Here is a 17,453-nt window from a genome sequence, read left to right as displayed (position 1 = left end):
GGACCCGCGACTGTCCGCCGCCTCGCACCGCAGACCGGCAAAGCGCGCTCCGCCCCACGGCGCCGGCCGGTGGGCGGGCTTAGCCCCGCACCCAGTGGCCGGTCGGGGCCCGGACGGCCAGGCCGACCACCGCCTGGCCGTCGCGGATCAGCTCGACCTCGGGGCAGCCGTCGGCGGCGGGGTGCCAGCCTGTGCCGTCGTCGTTGCGGACGGCGTTGTGCCGGCAGTGCTCCTCGTCCACGTAACCCCAGGCCATGAGCAGGTCGCGGCCGCCGATCGAGTATCGGCCGACGGTCGCGATGCGGTAGCCGGCGGCACGCCGGAAGTAGTCGGCGCGCAGGCCGGGCACGGGGACACCTTCGAAGGGGGCGTCCTCTACGGTGCGATGTGGGACGTAATCGGATAAGTCAGGTAACACGTTTCTATAGCACCACATCGGGGTGCCGAGCCCGTGGACCCGCGCGGGGACGTGCCGGTGCGGGTGGGAGCGCCGTACCTGCGTACGCGGGAAATTGCCGGAGAATGGGGCGGTGGCTGCCGAGACGATGGTGCCGGTCGGGGGCATCGAGGTGTGTGCTGAGGCGTTCGGGGAGCGTGGCGATCCGGGCGTGCTGCTGATCGCGGGCGGGGCCAGCTCGATGGACTGGTGGGAGGACGAGTTCTGCCGGCGGCTCGCGGCCGGCGGGCGGTTCGTGATCCGGTACGACCATCGCGACACCGGGCGGTCCATCTCGTATCCGGCGGGGCGCCCGCCGTACACCGACGCGGATCTGGCGAACGACGGGCTGGGGGTGCTGGACGCGTTCGGTGTGCGCCGGGCGCACATCGCGGGACTGTCGATGGGTGGGGCCCTCGCGCAGCGGATCGCGGTGGAGCGGCCGCACCGCCTGCTGTCGCTCACCCTGATGTCCACGGCACCCGGGCCGGGGCCGGGCGACGACACCGGCACGCCGTTCGACACGGTCGCGGAACCCGACCCGGTCTGGTCGCAGCGCCGCACCGCCGTGGATCGCCTGGTCAGCGACGTACGGGAGATGGGTGGGCCGTTCACCGCGGACGACGAGCAACTGCGCCGGCTCGTCGAGCGCGTCTACGACCGCACCACCGACATGGCCGCCAGCCAGACCAACCATTGGCTCTGCGGTGGCGGGCCGCCGTTCCGCCAGCACCTCGGCCGCATCACCGCCCCTACCCTGATCCTGCACGGCACCCAGGACCCGCTCTTTCCCGGCGCCGAGGCGGAGACCCTGGCGGTCGAGATCCCGGGTGCCCGCCTGGTCTGGCTGGCGGGTGTGGGACACGAGTTCCCGCCCCGGGCCGTCTGGGACCAGGTGATCGGCGAGATGCTGTCGCTCTGAGACGTTCGTCAGACGGCGATGAAGCCGGCACATGCCGACGACGCCGGTGATCCGGACACACAGGACCATCTCGGTGTGGGTGAGGAGAAGGACGACGCCTTCGAAGGCCGGCAGACCTCGATCGTTGCGGGATCAGGGGGTCGCGACGGTCACCCCCGCCTGGTGGGTGGCGCCGTCGCGGTGGTAGCCGACCTGGACGGTGTCGCCCGGCCGGTGGGACTGCACGGCCACGAGGAGACGGTCGGTGCTGTTGACGGCGGTGCCGCCGACGTCGGTGATCACGTCGCCGGGCTTCAGGCCGCCGCGGGCCGCGCCGAGGCCGGGCAGGACCTGTTCGACCAGGGCGCCGCGGGGCAGGCCGGTGGATTTGGCCATCTCGTCGGTGACCGTCACGCTCAGCACGCCGAGCACCGGGTGCTGGGCGCGTCCGTTCGCGATGAGCTGCCGGGCGACCGACACCGCGAAGTCCATCGGGATGGCGAAGTTCAGGCCGATCGAGCCGCCGCCGCCGTCCGGGGTCTGCGCTCCGGCCGAGTTGACCCCGACCTGCCGTCCCTGGCAGTCGGTGAGCGGGCCGCCGCTGTTGCCCGGGTTGACCGCGGCGTCGGTCTGCACCGCGTTGATCAGCGCGGCGGGTTCGTCGCCCTGGCCGACGTTCACGTAGCGGTTGAGCGCGCTGACCACCCCGGCGGTGATGGTGCTGTTGAGGCCGAGCGGGGAGCCGGCGGCGACCACCGGCTGCCCGACGACCAGCGCCGACGAGTCGCCGGCGACGATCGGGGTGAGCCGGGCCGCGCCCGGGTCGACGTGCAGGACCGCGAGGTCGGTCGCCGGGTCGCGGCCGACCACGGTGGCGGCGACGCCGGCCGGGCCGCGAGCGAAGTCGACGGTGATGGTGCCGCCGGTGACCGGGGCGATGACGTGGTCGTTGGTCAGGATGTTGCCGTCGGCGTCGAGGACCGAGCCGGAGCCCAGCCCGCCCGCGTCGCCGCGCTGCACGTTCACGGTGACCAGCGAGGGGAAGACCTTGGTGGCGACGGCGGCGACGTCGCAGCCGCTGAGGCTCGCCGGGGCGGCGGAGGCGGTCCCGCCCGGTCCGTCGTCGTCGGAGCCCACCCATGCCCCGACCGCGCCGCCGGCCAGCCCGCCGAGAATGACCAGGCCGGCCGCGGCCGCGACCACGCGTCCCGTGGAGGCTTGCATGATGCTCAGCTGGCGCCGAGCTCGTCGGCCAGTTCCTTCTCCTGCTCGTGCGACAGGGAGGTCTGCAGGACCTCGCCGCCGAAGGGCTTCAACGCGTCGACGAACTTGTCTTCCGTACGCTGCTGGCTCATCACCACGACCGCGGCCTTGCCCGGGGTGAGCATGGCGCGGACCCGGTCCCGGAAGTCGTCGTCGATGCCGGACTTGCCGAGCTTGCCGAACAGCGCCCCGAGCGCACCGCCGACCAGCATGCCGGCGAACGGCGCCAGGAACAGCAGCCCGAGCAGGGTCCCCCACAGCGCCCCGGTGGCGGCGCCGCCCGCGACGAGTTTGCCGGGCGTGTCGACGTGGCTGTGCCCCTTCTCGTCGACGGTGACCACGGCGAGCCCGGTGAGCTCCACGATGTGGTCCTTGTTGAGCTCGAGGACCTGGTCGTAGGCGCGCTTGGCGGTGTCGTGGTCCTGGTACCCGATGATGATCAGATCGGACATGCTGCTCCTCCGTCTCGCCGACGCCGTCCGCGCTCGGGTGCGTTGCGTGGCTGAGGCACGCATGCGGATCGATCGACATGGGCGGATCGGAGCGTAGGCAGCGCCCGCAGAGATCAGCCTCATCCATTGCGGATGAAATCGGCCGGCGGGACGGGTCATGCCGGGCGTGGGTGGCGCAGGGCGTTCATCAGGGTCGCGCCGGCCGCGATCGAGCCGGCGCTGGCCACGAGGTACAGCATGACCATGGCGACGGCTGCCGAGCCGGGCAGCGCGGCGACGATCAGCGCGAACGCGAGGCCGGCCGCGCCGGAGCCCACGGTCAGAGTCCACGCCATCGTCTTCTGCGCCGGCGTCCAGTGCTGGGAGCCGGTGGACAGCAGCAGCCCGGCGACCGGGGCGATGCCGGGCAGCACCAGCGCGCCCGCGGTGAGCAGGCCCACGGCCGTGTATTCGACGCCGCCGCCCGCGGTGGGAGCCGGGGCGGGTGCGGGCGGCGGCGCGATCAGGGCGGGCAGGCGCAGGTGCACCGGGATGGCGCCGCGATGGCACGCGGCGACCAGCGACTCCGGCGGGCCCAGCCGCCGGATGATCTCGGCGGGGTCGTCGAGGCCGCGGCGGCGGACGGCGATGTAGTCGGCCACCGTGGTCATCAGGTCGTCGCGCAGGCCGGGGTCGAGATCCTCGCTCTGCGCCCACAACGCGGCCAGGTAGTCCAGGACGAGCGTGTCGGTGTGGGCGAGCGGTGCACTGGTCATGGTCTTCCCCCGTCTGTCCGGTGCGTGGAGGACAGCATCGACGCCGGTCCCGGTCGCGCGCATCGGCCCGTGGGCAGAGTCCGCGGGGGCGGCCTAGGTCTTTCGGCCGACCGACTTTGGACCGATGTGGGCCGTGGCCCGCGTGCGTATCGTGTCCGGCGGGTGGTTCGACGATGACGCCCGCGAAGGGGGATCTCTGGTGAGGCTCGTGTCCCTGCTGCCCTCGGCGACCGAGATCGTGTACGCGCTGGGCCTCGGCGACGACCTGGTCGGGGTGACGTTCGAGTGCGACGAGCCGGCGTCCGCGCGTACCGAGAAGACCGTGGTGGTCGGCGGCCGCGACACGAAGGGCATGAGCCCGGCGGAGATCGACGGCTATGTGAAGGAGCGGATGGCGGCCGGCGACGACCTGTACACGCTGCACGCCGGCGCTCTCGCGGGCCTCGCGCCCGATCTGATCCTGACGCAGGACCTGTGCCGGGTGTGCGCGCTGCCGTCCGGGCACGTGGACGACGCGCTCGAGCATCTCGGCTGCCGCGCCGACGTGCTGTCGCTCGATCCGTACACGCTGGAGGACGTGCTAGGCACCTTCGTCACCGTGGGTGAGGCCGCGGGCGTACGGGAGAGGGGTGTTGATCTCGTCGACGGGCTGCGGGCACGGCTTTCCCAGGTGCGGGCGCGGGTTGCGGGTCGGCGGAGGCCGAGGGTGGCGATCGTGGAGTGGGTGGATCCGCCGTTCACCGCTGGTCACTGGGTGCCCGATCTGGTGACGGCGGCGGGCGGCGAGCCGGTCGCGGCGCGCGGCGGGCAGCGTTCGGTGGAGGTCACGTACGCGTCGATGGCCGCGGCCGGGCCCGACATCGTGCTGGTCACGCCGTGCGGGTTCCACCTGGACGGCGCGGCCGAGCAGGCCCGCACGGTGGTCCCGCATTTCCCGGGGGCTCAGGTGTGGGCGATCGACGGGGACGGCCTGGTGGTGCGGCCGGGTCCGCGCCTGGTCGACGGGGTCGAGGCGATCGCGGCGGTCCTGCATCCGGACGCGGCGTCCCCGGCCAGGCCGGGGACGGTGACGCGGGTGAGCTGAAGTGCTGCCTCAGTGCACGACGGCCGGGGCCTCGGTGGTCCAGGCCGGGCGGGCCGACCAGCGGGTGCGGGCCGCCTCGCGCACCCGGCGGGCGTGGTGCAGCCAGACGATGTCGCGGCCGAACGACCAGGTCAGCGTGCCGAGCGCGATCACCAGCGCGATCACGGCGGCGGCGTGCGGCAGCAGGTCGGGGGTGACCAGGGCGAGCACGACGCCCTGGATCGCGGCGACGGTCTTGCGGGAGAAGCGCGGCGGCAGCGCGGCGGTCATCCACGGCATCGCCCAGGAGGCGGCCACGAACAGGTAGCGGTACGCGCCGAGCGCCACCGTCCACCAGCCGAACCGGTCACCGGCGTACACGCTGAGCACCAGGATCAGGAAGGCGTCGATCTCCATGTCGAAGCGGGCGCCCAGCGCCGAGGTGGTGCGGGTGCGGCGGGCGACCTGACCGTCCACACCGTCGAGCGCCAGCGCCACACCGGCGGCCACGACGAGGATCGCGACGTTGATGTTCATGGTGAACGACGTGACGACCATCGCTGTGACACCACCCACGAGCACGGCGCGACCGAGCGTGACGGCGTTGGCAGCCCCGAGTCGCGCGGCGCTGGTGCGTTCGAGGCCCGCGGCCAGCAACCCGGTGAGCACAATTCCGTAGATCACGCCCGCAGCCAGCCCAAACGTGGTCAGACCCGGCGTAACGGCCAGCAGCCCGAGCAGGACCAGCTGGGCTGTGAGGCCGAGCACCGGTCCGCGTACGGGTGTCGCCGTGGTCACTGGGTGTGTCACCGTGCCTCCAGGTGCAAGATCGGCTGCCGCGTATGGTGGCGGCTGTCAGCGCTTTACACGCGCTGCGGGGACGATCGGTTCAGTTGGGTTCGGCGGTGAGGAGATATCCATGCCGGGTGACGCGCGTGCTTTCTGGCTTGCTTTCCCCGGAAAGGGGGAGCTACGCGAGGAGCCGGTGAGCGATCCCGGTCCGGACGAGGTTCTCGTGCGGACCTTGCACAGCGGGATCAGCCGCGGCACCGAAACACTCGTCTTCACCGGCCAGGTGCCGCAGAGCCAGTGGGACGCGATGCGCGCGCCGTACCAGGAGGGGTCGTTCCCGGCCCCGGTCAAGTACGGCTACCTGAACGTCGGTGTGGTCGAGGCCGGTGACCCGGCGTTAGTCGGCAAGACCATCTTCTGCCTCTACCCGCATCAGACGCGATATGTCGTGAAATCCAGTGCGGTGACGGTGATTCCGGATGATGTGCCGCCGTATCGGGCGGTGCTGGCCGGCACCGTCGAGACCGCCGTCAACGCCCTGTGGGACGGTCGCCCGCTGATCGGCGACCGCATCGCCGTGGTCGGCGCCGGCATGGTGGGCGGGTCCATCGCCGCGGTCCTCTCCCGCTTTCCCGGTGTACGCCTGCAGGTCGTCGACGCCGATCCCAGCCGCCGGGTGATCGCCGACGCGTTCGGTGTCCCGTTCGCGGCGCCGGCCGACGCGCTGGGCGACTGCGACCTCGTGATCCACGCCAGCGCGACCTCGGCCGGGCTGACCCGTTCGCTGGAGCTGGTCGCGGCCGAGGGCACCGTCCTGGAGATGAGCTGGTACGGCGAGAAGCAGGTCACCGTGCCGCTCGGCGAGTTCTTCCACTCCCGTCGCCTGACGATCCGGTCCAGCCAGGTCGGCGGCATCGTCCCCGGCCGGCGACGGTCCTACGGTGAGCGGATGGCGCTCGCCCTGGAACTGCTCGCCGACCCCCGTTTCGACACGTTGATCACCGGGCGGTCGGACTTCACCGACCTGCCCGACGTGATGCCCCGGCTCGTGGACGGCAGTCTCGCGGCCCTGTGTCACGTGATCGACTACCACTGAATCGACTAGCACCGAGGAGCAGAGGTTGTTCAGCGTCACCGTCGTCGATCACATCATGATCGCGCACAGCTTCACGGGCGAGGCGTACGGCCCGGCCCAGAACCTGCACGGCGCCACGTTCATCGTGGACGCCACCTTCCGCCGGCCCGAGCTCGACCCCAACAACATGGTGGTCGACATCGGCGCCGCCACCGAGCACCTGCACGCGATCTGCGCGGACTACAACTTCAAGAACCTGGACGACGTCGCCGAGTTCAAGGGCGTCAACACCTCCACCGAGTACCTGGCGAAGGTGTTCGCGGACCGGCTCGCCGCCAAGATCGCCGACGGTTCGTTCGGCCCGCACGCGTCCGGCGTCACCGGCATCGCGGTCACGCTGCACGAGTCGCACGTCGCGTGGGCGTCCTACGAGCGGGACCTTTGATTCATCCGCTGTACGCGGTGCTGCCGGGCAATGTCGACGACCCAGCGGCACCGAGCGGCGGGAACCTCTACGACCGCAAGGTGCTCGATCTGCTGGCCGCCGACCGCGACGTCCAGGAGATCCTCGTCGACGGCACGTGGCCGTCCCCGGACACCGCGGCCCGCGACGCGCTGGCCGCCGCCCTGCACGACCTGCCGGACCACGCCGACGTGCTCGTCGACGGGCTGGTCGGCTGCGGCGTCCCGGAGATCCTGGAACCGCACGCCCACCGCGTACGGCTGATCGTGCTGGTGCATCTGCCGCTCAGCGACGAGACCGGGCTGTCCGCCGCGCACGCCATGTTCCTGCGTGAACGCGAACGCCGCACGCTGCTGGCCGCGGACACCGTGATCGCGACCAGCCGGGCCGCCGCGCACCGGCTCGCCGACCTGCACGACGGCGTGCACGGCGTCGCGGTCGTCGAACCCGGCGTCGACCCGGCTCCCCTGGCATCGCCGCAGCCCGGCGGCGAGCGGCTGCTCTGCGTCGCCTCGGTGACCCCGCGCAAAGGCCAGGACCTGCTCGTACGCGTCCTCGAAGACGATCTCGCCGACCTCGACTGGTCGTGCACTTTCGTCGGCGCGCTCGCCCACCCCGTCCCGTACCACCACCCAAAGATCCACTTCGTCGGGCCTCGTACGGGGGTCGCGCTCGCTCAGGCGTACGGGCAAGCGGATCTTTTTGTTCTTCCCTCACGTGCCGAGACGTACGGGATGGTGGTGACCGAGGCCCTGGCCCGCGGCCTGCCGGTGATCGCGACGGCGGTGGGCGGGCTGCCCGAGGCGCTCGGCACCGCACCCGACGGCAGCCTGCCCGGCGTGCTCCTGCCCAAGGACGACCGGGCGGCGCTGGCCGAGGCGCTGCGGAGCTGGCTCACCGATGCGGCGATGCGCGACCGGCTGCGTGCCCGCGCCCGCGCCCGCCGTGAGAGGCTGCCCGCCTGGAGCGACACGGCCCGCCGGCTGGGCGCCGTCCTGGACGCACGAGGAGACCACGCATGACCGGAGAGTTCAGCGAGTCCTGGCTGAGCCTGCGCGAGCCCGCCGACGCCGCCGCCCGCGCCGCCGAGCTGCTGCCGCTGATCCCCGGCCCGGTCCGGGTGATCCGCGACCTCGGCTGCGGCACCGGCTCGCTGGGCCGCTGGCTGGCGCCGAAGCTGCCCACCCCCCAGCACTGGGTGATGATGGACCGCGACCCGGCGCTGCTCGACTACGCGCGTTCGCACATGCCGTTCGAAGGGGTCACGGTCGAGACCGTGCTCGGCGACGTGACCTCGCTGACCGCCGCCGACCTCGACGGAACCGACCTGGTCACCTGTTCCGCGCTGCTGGACCTGCTCACCGAGGCGGAGGTCACCGGCCTCGTCGCGGCGTGTGCGGGGTCGCGGACGCCGGCGCTGTTCACGCTGTCGGTGACCGGCGAGGTGACGCTCGACCCGCCGGTGCCCGCCGTCGTCGGGGAGGCGTTCAACGCGCACCAGCGGCGCGTCACCGACGGGCGGCGGCTGCTGGGACCTTCCGCCGCATCCGTTGCCATCGCCGCGTTCGAGAAGGCCGGCGCGACCGTGGTCCCCCGTCCGAGCGCCTGGCACCTGCAATCCACTCCGCTGCTGGACACCTGGCTGCACGGATGGCTGTCCGCGGCCGCCGAACAGAGCCCCGGCCTGCAAACCGAGGCATATTCGAAGGATCGCCGGGCGGCTACGGTCGGTCACGTTGATCTTTTAGCGATCTTCGGCTGAACCCTTCATGCCCGCCCCGGCGTATTAGGGGTAGCAACGGGCAAATGAAGGGGCGGCGACGTGACGCGAACGATCTGGGCTTGGCTGCGGATCCTGGGCGGGGTGGCGATCCTCGCCGTGCTGCTCTGGCGGCTCGGTACCGGCGCCTTCCTCGACGGCCTCCGGGTCATCGACGGCCCGGCGCTGGCCCTCGCCTTCGCGATCGGCGTCGCCACCACCGTGTTCTCGGCGTGGCGCTGGTGCCTGGTGGCGCGCGGCCTCGGTCTGCGGCTCACCATGCGCGCGGCGGTCGCCGACTACTACAAGGCGCTGTTCCTCAACGCGGCCCTGCCCGGCGGGGTGCTCGGCGACGTCGACCGCGCGGTGCAGCACGGACGCGACGAGGGTGACGTCGGCCGAAGCGTACGGGCAGTGGTCCTGGAACGCACCGCCGGCCAGATCGTGCTCCTCGTCGTCGGCGTGACCGTGCTGCTGACCGTGCCGTCGCCGGTGCTCACCCAGATCTCCCGGCACGGCGCTTCGGTTTTCGTCGCTCTTGTGGCGGCCTTGTTCGCGCTCACCCTGGTCCTGCTCGCGTGCCGGCGGTTGCGGCAGGGCGGCTCGAAGCTGGCCGCCGGGGTGCGCACCGGGCTCGCCGAGATCCGCACCGGGCTGCTGGCCCGCCGCAACTGGCCGGGCATCACGCTGGCCTCGACCATCGTGCTGGCCGGGCACCTGGCCACGTTCGTGGTCGCCGCCCGCGCCGCCGGATCGCACGCCTCGATGCTGCGGCTCGTCCCGCTGATGCTGCTCGCCCTTCTCGCCATGTCGCTGCCGGTCAACGTCGGCGGCTGGGGACCCCGCGAGGCCGTCACGGCGTGGGCGTTCGGCGCGGCCGGCCTCACCGCCACCCAAGGCCTGACCACCGCGGTCGTGTACGGGGTTTTCGCCTTCGTCGCCGCACTGCCCGGCGCGGCCGTGCTCGGGACGCGCACGGCACGGCGGCTGCGGACGGCCTCGCTCGCCAAGTCCGTGCGCACCGTGGCGCCCGTCTCGCCGGCCGTCGGCTACGTGCCCTCTTCCGAGCCGGTTTTGGCGCGCACCGGGGCCTGAGTTGCTACTCGCCGAATCTTTCGGTCAAGCCATAGCGCAGCAGCACCACGTCGCCGATCTGACGGACCTCCGCCAGCCTCGCCCGGTTCCGCGGGCCCCACGGGAACGTGCCGTCGTACACGAACCGCGGCGCCCGCGAGTCACCGACGAACAGCGGGGCGACGACCAGCTGAAGCTCGTCCGCCAGTCCCTGGGTAAGGAACTGGGTGTGCATATGGCCGCCACCCTCGACCATGAGCCGGCTGATGCCGCGCCGGGCCAGGTCCTGGGTTATCCGCTGAAGATCAACCGGGTCGCCCGCATCGACAATCGTGGCGTTTTCCCCCAGTTTGTCCCGAGCTTTGTCGGCGACCCCGGATGCGCAGTAGACCAGCTTCAGCGACTCGCCGGTGGTGAAGAACCGGGCTGCGGGATCGATGCCGCCGCTGCCGGTGACCGTCACCTTGACCGGGTCGGCCGGCACGCCGCGAGCGACCCGGGCCGCGCGCCGCCGCGGTGAACGGATCAGCAGACGCGGGTCGTCCTGCCGGATCGTCGCGGCGCCCACCAGGATCGCGTCGCAGCCTGCCCGCACGTCGTCGACACGGTCGAAATCGGCGTCGTTGGACAGCAGCAACCGGTCGGGGCTTGCGTCGTCCAGGTATCCGTCAATGGACATGCCACAGCTCAGCAACACATAAGGACGCTCAACCACCGACCGCAGCCCCACCCTCTGCTCGACTTGCGTCCAAGATAATCCGGGCGAATATGAGTGGCACGGTCGCGGTCTGAACCGGTGGGATACCGGCGCGGGATCAACGAGGAGGACCGATGAAGGAAGCCACGGTGCGGCAGCAGGTGACTGTTCCGCTGCGCTTCGGGGACGGCTACACCACCACGGCACGGGTGATGACCTTCGACGGGCTCGTCGACGGCAAGGAACACCTGGCCCTCGGCCTCGGCGACTGGCAGCGCGCCCTGACCAAATGCGCGGCCGGCGGACGGCCGCCGCTCGTGCGCCCGCACAGCGAATGCCTCACCGGCGACGTGTTCGGCAGCCAGCGCTGCGACTGCGGCCCGCAGCTCCGCGAGGCGGTCGAGAAGATCGCCGACCAGGGCGGCTTCCTGCTCTACCTGCGCCAGGAGGGCCGCGGCATCGGCCTGTACGCGAAACTCGACGCGTACGCGCTGCAGGATTCCGGGCTCGACACGTACGAGGCGAACGTCGCGCTCGGGCACGGCGAGGACGAGCGTGACTACAGTGCTGCCGCGCAGATGTTGTTCGCGCTCGGCGCCGACCGCATCCGGCTCCTGTCGAACAATCCGGACAAAGCGGACCAATTGTCTGATTGCGGCATTGACGTGGCCCAGCAGATCCCGACCGGAGTGCACCTCTCCGCCGCTAACGTCCGATATCTGGCCACCAAGGCGTCGCACACGGCTCACACGATCGAGCTACCCCTGGCCGAGTGACGCTTTCCGGCCGGGTTCCGGCAATATGGGGAGGATGGACGACCTCCTGCTGTCCGCGATCGACCAGGTGCCTTTCATCCTGGCCGTCTGCGAAGGCCCGGAACTGCGGGTCCTGACGCTGAGCGCGGCCACCCGGTCGGTGCTGCCCGGCCGCGAGTTCCGCGGCCTGCCCATCCGGGACGTGATCAGCGACCTGGTCGGCCAGCAGATCGTCGACGCGTACTACGAGGTGTACCGCACCGGCGCCCCCGTCAACGGCGAGGAATGGCGGGTCCACCTCGACCAGCCCGACGGGTCGGTGCTGGAGATGTACGCGAACTTCACCATCACGCCGTGGGTGGTCGACGGGGAGCGCCGCGGGGTCGTCGGGGTCGGCTTCGACGTCACCGACATGGTCCGCAAACGCGTCGACGAGGCCGCCCACCTGCAGCGCCGCTACGAGCAGAGCCGCGACGTCGTGAACGCGCTGCAACGGGAACTGCTGCCGGCCGGGTTGCCGGTGCTGCCCGGTGCGCAGGTGGCCGCCTCGTACCTGCTGGCCGACGCCGACACCGCCGCCGGTGGGGACTGGTTCGACGCCGTGCCGCAGCCTGGCGGGCGGGTGGCGCTGACGGTGGGCGACGTGGTCGGCCACGGGGTGACCGCGTCCGGGGTGATGGGGCAGCTGCGCGCGGTCATCCAGGACCGGTTGAGCGACGGGGCCGGGATCGTGGAGGCGCTCCAAGCCGCGGACCGCTTGGCGGCGCGGGTGCCGGCGGCGCACGCGACAACCGTCTGCCAGGTGTTGTTCGACCCGGTGTCCGGGGCGGTGACATATTGCACCGCGGGTCATCCGCCACCGCTGGTGATCTCGGCGGGCGGCCGGACGCGCTACCTCGACGGCACCGGCGGGGCGCCGCTCGGCACCGGCGGGACGTTCCCCGTCGGAGTCGCGCACCTCGAGGTGGGCGACGTGCTGCTGCTCTACAGCGACGGCATCCTGGAAAGGCCCGGGCGCACGTACGCGGCCAGCCAGGCCGAACTGGCGCGGATCGCGGCGGACAGCGCGCTGGGGCGGGCGTTGCACGAATCCGACGCGACGGCGGCCGAAAGGGTGTGCGGGCAGGCCGTCGAGCTGCTGGTGCGGGCCACCGGGCACCTCGACGACATCACGCTCCTCGCCGTGCAGCGGGTGCCGGTGGCCGGGGCGTTGACGCTGTCGCTGCCGGCACGGCCGGTGGTGCTGCGGGAGGCGCGGCGGGCCCTGGACGGGTGGCTGGACGGAGTGGGGGCTACCGAGCAGGACGTGTTCGTGCTGCAGCATGCGCTCGGTGAGCTGATGACGAATGCGATCGAGCACGCGTTCGACGGGGTGGCCGCCGGGTCGGTGGTGGACGGGTCAGGGCCGCCCGTGGACGGCTCCGCCTCGTCCGGACCGTCGCCGGACGGCGGCCGCGGCCCGAAGGTGACGCTGCGGGCGACGCTCACCCCAGCCGGTGTGATCGAGGCAACCGTCACCGACCAGGGCCGCTGGCGGGAACCGGAACGCCAACCCACCCGCGGGCGCGGTCTCGCCCTCACCGCCCAGCTCGTCGACAGCCTGCGCGTCGAACCCGGCGCCGACGGCACGGTCGCCCAGGTCCGGCACACGCTGGTGCGTCCGGCCCGGCTTCTCGACGTACACCAGCACCCCGCCCCCACCCCCACCCAAACTCGCAAAACACCCGACGAGCCAGAGTTCCGCGTGCTCGAACAGCCCGGCGGCCACGAGACCGACGTGCTGCTGGAGGGCCCGCTCGACACGACAACCGCCTTCCAGGCCCGCCAGGAGCTGTTGCGCCGCAGCCGGGGCGGCACGGTCGCGATGACCGTCGACCTGTCCGCGGTGACGCACCTGTCGAGTGCCGGCGTGTCGGCGCTGCACCAAGTGGCAGAGCAGCACGCCGAGCAGAAGGCGGCTTTGACACTGCGCGCGGCGTCCGGATCGCCGGCGCAGGTCGTGCTGGAGATGGTGGCCCTTGATCACCTGACTCCCACGACGTCCGTCTGACCACCACCTCCGTACTCGGAATTCCGTGAATTTGCGATCGCGGAAGGCACGCTACGTGGCGGGGCGAAGGGGCCGGGCGTTATCCACATCGCGGGTTTGTCCACAGGGCGCGAGCCGAATGTCGGTCCCCCTCTCTAATATCGCCACGTGACTTCGCCATCCGAGCCTCCCGTCTCCGCCGCCGTGGACGTGCTGAACCGCGTCTTCGGCTATCCGGCCTTCCGCGGTCAACAGGGCGAGATCATCGACCATGTCGTCGGCGGCGGTGACGCGCTGGTGCTGATGCCGACCGGCGGCGGCAAGTCGCTGTGTTATCAGATCCCGGCCCTGGTCCGGGCCGGCACCGGCGTGGTGATCTCGCCACTGATCGCCCTGATGCAGGACCAGGTGGACGCGCTGCGCACCGCGGGCGTCCGGGCGAACTTCCTGAATTCGTCGCAGGACTTCGAGGAGCGGCGGATCGTCGAGGCCGAGTTCGTCAACGGCGAGCTCGACCTTCTGTACGTCGCGCCCGAGGGGCTGGGCGTGCCGGCGACGCAGCGGCTGCTCGACCGGGGCAAGATTTCACTGTTCGCGATCGACGAGGCGCACTGCGTGTCGCAGTGGGGTCATGACTTCCGGCCCGACTACCTGGGTTTGTCGATGTTGCACGAGCGCTGGCCGGACGTGCCCCGCATAGCGCTGACGGCGACCGCGACCAGTGCCACCCGGCAGGAGATCGCCACCCGGCTGCAGCTGGCCGACGCGCGGCATTTCACGGCCAGCTTCGACCGGCCGAACATCCAGTACCGAATCGTCGCCAAGAACGAGCCGCGCCGTCAGCTTCTCGAGCTGCTGCGCACCGAGCACGCGGGCGACTCGGGCATCGTCTACTGCCTGTCACGTGCGTCGGTGGAGAAGACCGCCGAGTTCCTGACGCAGCAGGGCATTCAGGCTCTACCGTACCACGCCGGCCTGGACAGCCGGGTGCGTGCCGAGAACCAGTCCCGCTTCCTGCGTGAGGACGGCCTGGTCATGGTGGCGACGATCGCTTTCGGCATGGGCATCGACAAGCCTGACGTACGCTTCGTGGCCCACCTCGACCTGCCGAAGTCCGTCGAGGGGTATTACCAGGAGACGGGGCGCGCCGGACGGGACGGGTTGCCGTCGACGGCGTGGCTGGCGTACGGGCTGCAGGATGTGGTGCAGCTGCGCAAGATGATCGAGAGCTCGGACGGGGACGCGGCGTTCCGGCGCAACGCCTCCAAGCACCTGGACGCGATGCTGGCGCTGTGCGAGACGGTGTCGTGCCGGCGCGGTGAGCTGCTGGCATATTTCGGGCAGACGGTCGACGGCCAGGGCTGCGGGAACTGCGACACGTGCCTGACTCCGCCCGAGTCGTGGGATGCGACCGTGCCCGCGCAGAAGATGCTGTCGACGGTGTGGCGGCTGGATCGCGAGCGCCGGCAGAAGTTCGGGGCCGGGCAGTCGATCGACATCCTGCTGGGTAAGGAGACCGACAAGGTGCGGCAGTTCCGGCATCACGAGCTGAAGGTGTTCGGTGTCGGGACGGACCTGCGTGAGGCCGAGTGGCGCGGGGTGATCCGCAAGCTGCTGGCGGCGGGCTATCTGGCGGTCGAGGCCGACTACGGTGCGCTGGTGCTGACCGCGCGCAGCGACGAGGTGCTGCGCGGCGACGCCAAGGTGATGATGCGGCGCGAGGTGGCGGTCAAGGCGCGGGCGCCGAAGGCTCGTTCGGCCGCGACCCCGGGGGCGGCGCAGGCGGCCGAGTTCCCGGCGGAGGCCGCGCCGGTCTTCGAGCGGCTGCGGGCATGGCGGGCGTCGGTGGCGAAGGAGCAGGGCATGCCCGCGTACGTGATTTTCCACGACGCCACCCTGCGCGCGATCGCCACGCTGAACCCGTCGACGCTGGCCGAGCTGGGCACCGTGAGCGGGGTGGGCCAGAGCAAGCTGGCGAAGTTCGGGCAGCAGGTGCTCGACGAGCTGCACGGCTCGGCGCCCGCTGCGCAAGCGGAGACCGTCGCGGATTCGTCGGGGTCGCCTTCCGGGCGGGCCGCTTCGGTGGCGACCGTCCGGGCAACGACCGCGGCCACGGCTGAGGCGAAGCTGACTTCCACCGGCACGCGGGAGGTGCGGCAACGCGGGCCCGAATCCGAGCCTGAGCTGTTCTTCGATCCTGACGAAGAGCCGCCGGACGAGTACGGCGACTGACGCGAGACCGGGGGCGGTGCCCGCGTCTGGTCTGACCGGGCGTGCCGCAGCGTGCGTCCGCCGTTCGCTGCGTGCGTCCGCCGTTCGCTGCGTGCGTCCGCCGTGCGCCGCCTGCATCACCGTGCGCTGCGTCAGCCAGACGCGACTGTGGGCGATTCCGCTCGCCGGGTCGCGTGGCACTCTTGGCTCGGCGAAGCGATCGATTGCTGCCAGCGTTCGGAACAGTGTCTCGTGTGGGATTTCCGGAAGGCTAAGCGCGCCTGCGTCCGCCGTCTCACTATTCGTAACTGTTCAACTGGTTCCGTCGGCGGGGAGTCCCCGTGCGAGGCGACGCCGCCAGGTCCGGGCAGGTCCCAGCTCCCCACAGTGGCCGCCCCACCCGGGCGTGGCGAGTCGCGACGCCGAGGTGACGGTTGCCCACACCGCAGCCACCCCCACCCCCGTGTGGGCAGTCGCGACGCCGAGGAAGTTGCGGTTGCCCACACCGCAGCCACCCCCACCCAGGTGTGGGCACCCGCCACGACCGGAAGGTCCCAGCTCCCCACAGCGACGGTCCGCGCAGGTCCGCCGCGCAAGGTCAACTCATCGGAGCGTGAGCGGCGCCAGAAACAGCTGAACAGTTCCACTATCCGGAACAAGACGCTCGTATCGTGGGCGATCGTCTAATGAGGACGGTCGATTTATCAGCGTTGGTTGGCTTTTGCGGGGCGCGATGGGGGTCGGATTTCGAGACCTTGGAAAGTTACGCCCACATACGAGCCCTAACTTGCCAAGGTTCCGATTTCGCGGACACGCGGCGCGCGGGCTGCCCAAGAACTGCACACGGACAGCCACCTGGCATGCCGACATGAGACGTAGAAAGGTGTGAATGGTGATAAAATTATTATTATGCGGACACGTTCGCGCGGTCATGGGCGGTCGGCCTCCCGGGCAGCCGGGCCCGCACCGCGCGCGACAACCGAGGGCCATTCGGGCCGGGCGCGCCATCCCGCGAATGTGTCCTCAAGAGGGATCTTGTCGAGCGGCGCGGCGCCGTGGAGTCCCCAAGCGCGCCGGGCCACCAGCGACGTCGACGGCCGAGGACGAGCCTGCCCTCGGGTCGCGTCATTGCCGAGCTGTTGGTCGTCCGCGAAGCGGGTGGCCGCGGGCAAGCGGCCGCGAAGCAGGACGCCGCGGGCGAGCGGCGGCGAACCCCGAGGCCGGGCGGGGGAAGGGGAGGCGAGGCCGGGGCCGGCCTCGCCGGGGGCGTTACTGCTGGGCGACCACGTCGACCATCCACTGGATGCCGTAGCGGTCGGTGAGGAGGCCGAAGACGTCGCCCCACATCTGCTTTTCGAAGGGGACGTGGACGGTGCCGCCGGCGGCCAGCTTGTCCCAGACGTCTTCGAGGCCCTCGCCCGGGTCGCCGCTCAGGCTGATGCTCATGTTGTTGCCGGCGGTGAAGGGCATGCCGGGGGCCGTGTCGGAGGCCATCAGCATGTAGCCGCGCGGGGAGGTGACCATCGAGTGCATGACCTTGTCGGCGACGGCGGGGTCGGGGTTGCCGAACTCGCCGAACGTGTTGACGGTCAGGTCGCCGCCGAGGATGGAGTGGTAGAACTCCATGGCCTCGCGGGCGTTGCCGTTGAAGGTGATGTACGGGTTGAGCTGGGACGCCATCGCGGGCTCCTTCGACTGGGTGACCTTGTGTCCGCTGTCACTGACCGA

17 protein-coding genes are annotated in these 17,453 nt (G+C 71.3%); 10 read left to right on the top strand and 7 right to left on the bottom strand.

The genetic code is table 11. From position 1 onward, the window contains the following. Window positions 1–79: 79 nt before the first annotated feature. Window positions 80–349, bottom strand: a complete 270-nt coding sequence (locus HH310_RS26520) for a hypothetical protein (RefSeq protein ID WP_169178373.1) — start codon at window positions 347–349, stop codon at window positions 80–82. A 181-nt stretch (window positions 350–530) separates the two neighbouring features. Between HH310_RS26520 and HH310_RS26515 the strand changes: the two genes are divergently transcribed. Beyond that, window positions 531–1,358, top strand: coding sequence for an alpha/beta hydrolase (locus tag HH310_RS26515; protein ID WP_312034330.1), 828 nt, complete (start codon window positions 531–533; stop codon window positions 1,356–1,358). Between the two features lie 132 nt (window positions 1,359–1,490). Here HH310_RS26515 and HH310_RS26510 read toward each other — a convergent pair whose 3' ends face one another. From HH310_RS26510 to HH310_RS26500, 3 genes are all read right to left on the bottom strand, one after another. After that, window positions 1,491–2,561, bottom strand: coding sequence for a S1C family serine protease (locus HH310_RS26510; protein ID WP_169178372.1), 1,071 nt, complete (start codon window positions 2,559–2,561; stop codon window positions 1,491–1,493). A 5-nt stretch (window positions 2,562–2,566) separates the two neighbouring features. Further along, a complete protein-coding gene (locus HH310_RS26505) occupies window positions 2,567–3,052 on the bottom strand; it encodes a DUF1269 domain-containing protein (RefSeq protein ID WP_169178371.1) in 486 nt (161 codons plus the stop codon). A gap of 155 nt (window positions 3,053–3,207) precedes the next feature. Then, entirely contained in the window at window positions 3,208–3,807 is a 600-nt protein-coding gene (locus HH310_RS26500) for an HAAS signaling domain-containing protein (RefSeq protein WP_169178370.1), read from the bottom strand. A gap of 199 nt (window positions 3,808–4,006) precedes the next feature. Here HH310_RS26500 and HH310_RS26495 point away from each other — a divergent pair, with 199 nt between their 5' ends. Then, window positions 4,007–4,891 (top strand): ABC transporter substrate-binding protein, encoded by an 885-nt coding sequence (locus HH310_RS26495; protein WP_312034329.1) that lies wholly within the window; start codon window positions 4,007–4,009, stop codon window positions 4,889–4,891. Between the two features lie 9 nt (window positions 4,892–4,900). Here HH310_RS26495 and HH310_RS26490 read toward each other — a convergent pair whose 3' ends face one another. Beyond that, entirely contained in the window at window positions 4,901–5,680 is a 780-nt protein-coding gene (locus tag HH310_RS26490; RefSeq protein ID WP_169178368.1) for a CDP-alcohol phosphatidyltransferase family protein, read from the bottom strand. 109 nt (window positions 5,681–5,789) lie between these two features. Here HH310_RS26490 and HH310_RS26485 point away from each other — a divergent pair, with 109 nt between their 5' ends. From HH310_RS26485 to HH310_RS26465, 5 genes are read left to right on the top strand one after another with little or no spacing between them, the layout of a single operon-like run. Then, window positions 5,790–6,758: a zinc-binding alcohol dehydrogenase gene (locus HH310_RS26485; RefSeq protein WP_169178367.1), complete on the top strand. Its 969-nt coding sequence runs from the start codon at window positions 5,790–5,792 to the stop codon at window positions 6,756–6,758. A gap of 25 nt (window positions 6,759–6,783) precedes the next feature. Further along, window positions 6,784–7,182, top strand: coding sequence for a 6-carboxytetrahydropterin synthase (locus HH310_RS26480; protein ID WP_169178366.1), 399 nt, complete (start codon window positions 6,784–6,786; stop codon window positions 7,180–7,182). Continuing rightward, window positions 7,179–8,222, top strand: coding sequence for a glycosyltransferase family 4 protein (locus HH310_RS26475; RefSeq protein ID WP_211192659.1), 1,044 nt, complete (start codon window positions 7,179–7,181; stop codon window positions 8,220–8,222). Before HH310_RS26480 ends, HH310_RS26475 begins: the two co-directional genes overlap by 4 nt. After that, window positions 8,219–8,962 (top strand): class I SAM-dependent methyltransferase, encoded by a 744-nt coding sequence (locus HH310_RS26470; protein WP_169178365.1) that lies wholly within the window; start codon window positions 8,219–8,221, stop codon window positions 8,960–8,962. Before HH310_RS26475 ends, HH310_RS26470 begins: the two co-directional genes overlap by 4 nt. Window positions 8,963–9,022: 60 nt before the next feature. After that, a complete protein-coding gene (locus HH310_RS26465) occupies window positions 9,023–10,054 on the top strand; it encodes a lysylphosphatidylglycerol synthase transmembrane domain-containing protein (RefSeq protein ID WP_169178364.1) in 1,032 nt (343 codons plus the stop codon). A gap of 4 nt (window positions 10,055–10,058) precedes the next feature. On the opposite strand, the gene HH310_RS26460 is transcribed toward HH310_RS26465, so the two are convergent. Continuing rightward, window positions 10,059–10,748 (bottom strand): dihydrofolate reductase family protein, encoded by a 690-nt coding sequence (locus HH310_RS26460; RefSeq protein WP_169178363.1) that lies wholly within the window; start codon window positions 10,746–10,748, stop codon window positions 10,059–10,061. Between the two features lie 116 nt (window positions 10,749–10,864). Here HH310_RS26460 and ribA point away from each other — a divergent pair, with 116 nt between their 5' ends. From ribA to recQ, 3 genes are all read left to right on the top strand, one after another. Beyond that, a complete protein-coding gene (ribA, locus tag HH310_RS26455; protein WP_169178362.1) occupies window positions 10,865–11,506 on the top strand; it encodes a GTP cyclohydrolase II in 642 nt (213 codons plus the stop codon). Between the two features lie 34 nt (window positions 11,507–11,540). Continuing rightward, entirely contained in the window at window positions 11,541–13,535 is a 1,995-nt protein-coding gene (locus HH310_RS26450) for a SpoIIE family protein phosphatase (protein ID WP_248294438.1), read from the top strand. A gap of 147 nt (window positions 13,536–13,682) precedes the next feature. Next, the gene (gene recQ, locus HH310_RS26445; protein ID WP_169178360.1) at window positions 13,683–15,746 is read left to right on the top strand and encodes a DNA helicase RecQ; all 2,064 of its coding nucleotides are present in this window, start codon (window positions 13,683–13,685) and stop codon (window positions 15,744–15,746) included. A gap of 1,248 nt (window positions 15,747–16,994) precedes the next feature. Here recQ and HH310_RS26440 read toward each other — a convergent pair. Further along, window positions 16,995–17,405: a VOC family protein gene (locus tag HH310_RS26440; protein ID WP_169178359.1), complete on the bottom strand. Its 411-nt coding sequence runs from the start codon at window positions 17,403–17,405 to the stop codon at window positions 16,995–16,997. Window positions 17,406–17,453 lie beyond the last annotated feature (48 nt).

This window comes from Actinoplanes sp. TBRC 11911 (genome assembly GCF_012933445.1).
Taxonomy (GTDB): Bacteria; Actinomycetota; Actinomycetes; order Mycobacteriales; family Micromonosporaceae; genus Actinoplanes.
This window is presented reverse-complemented; position numbering and strand designations above follow the sequence as displayed.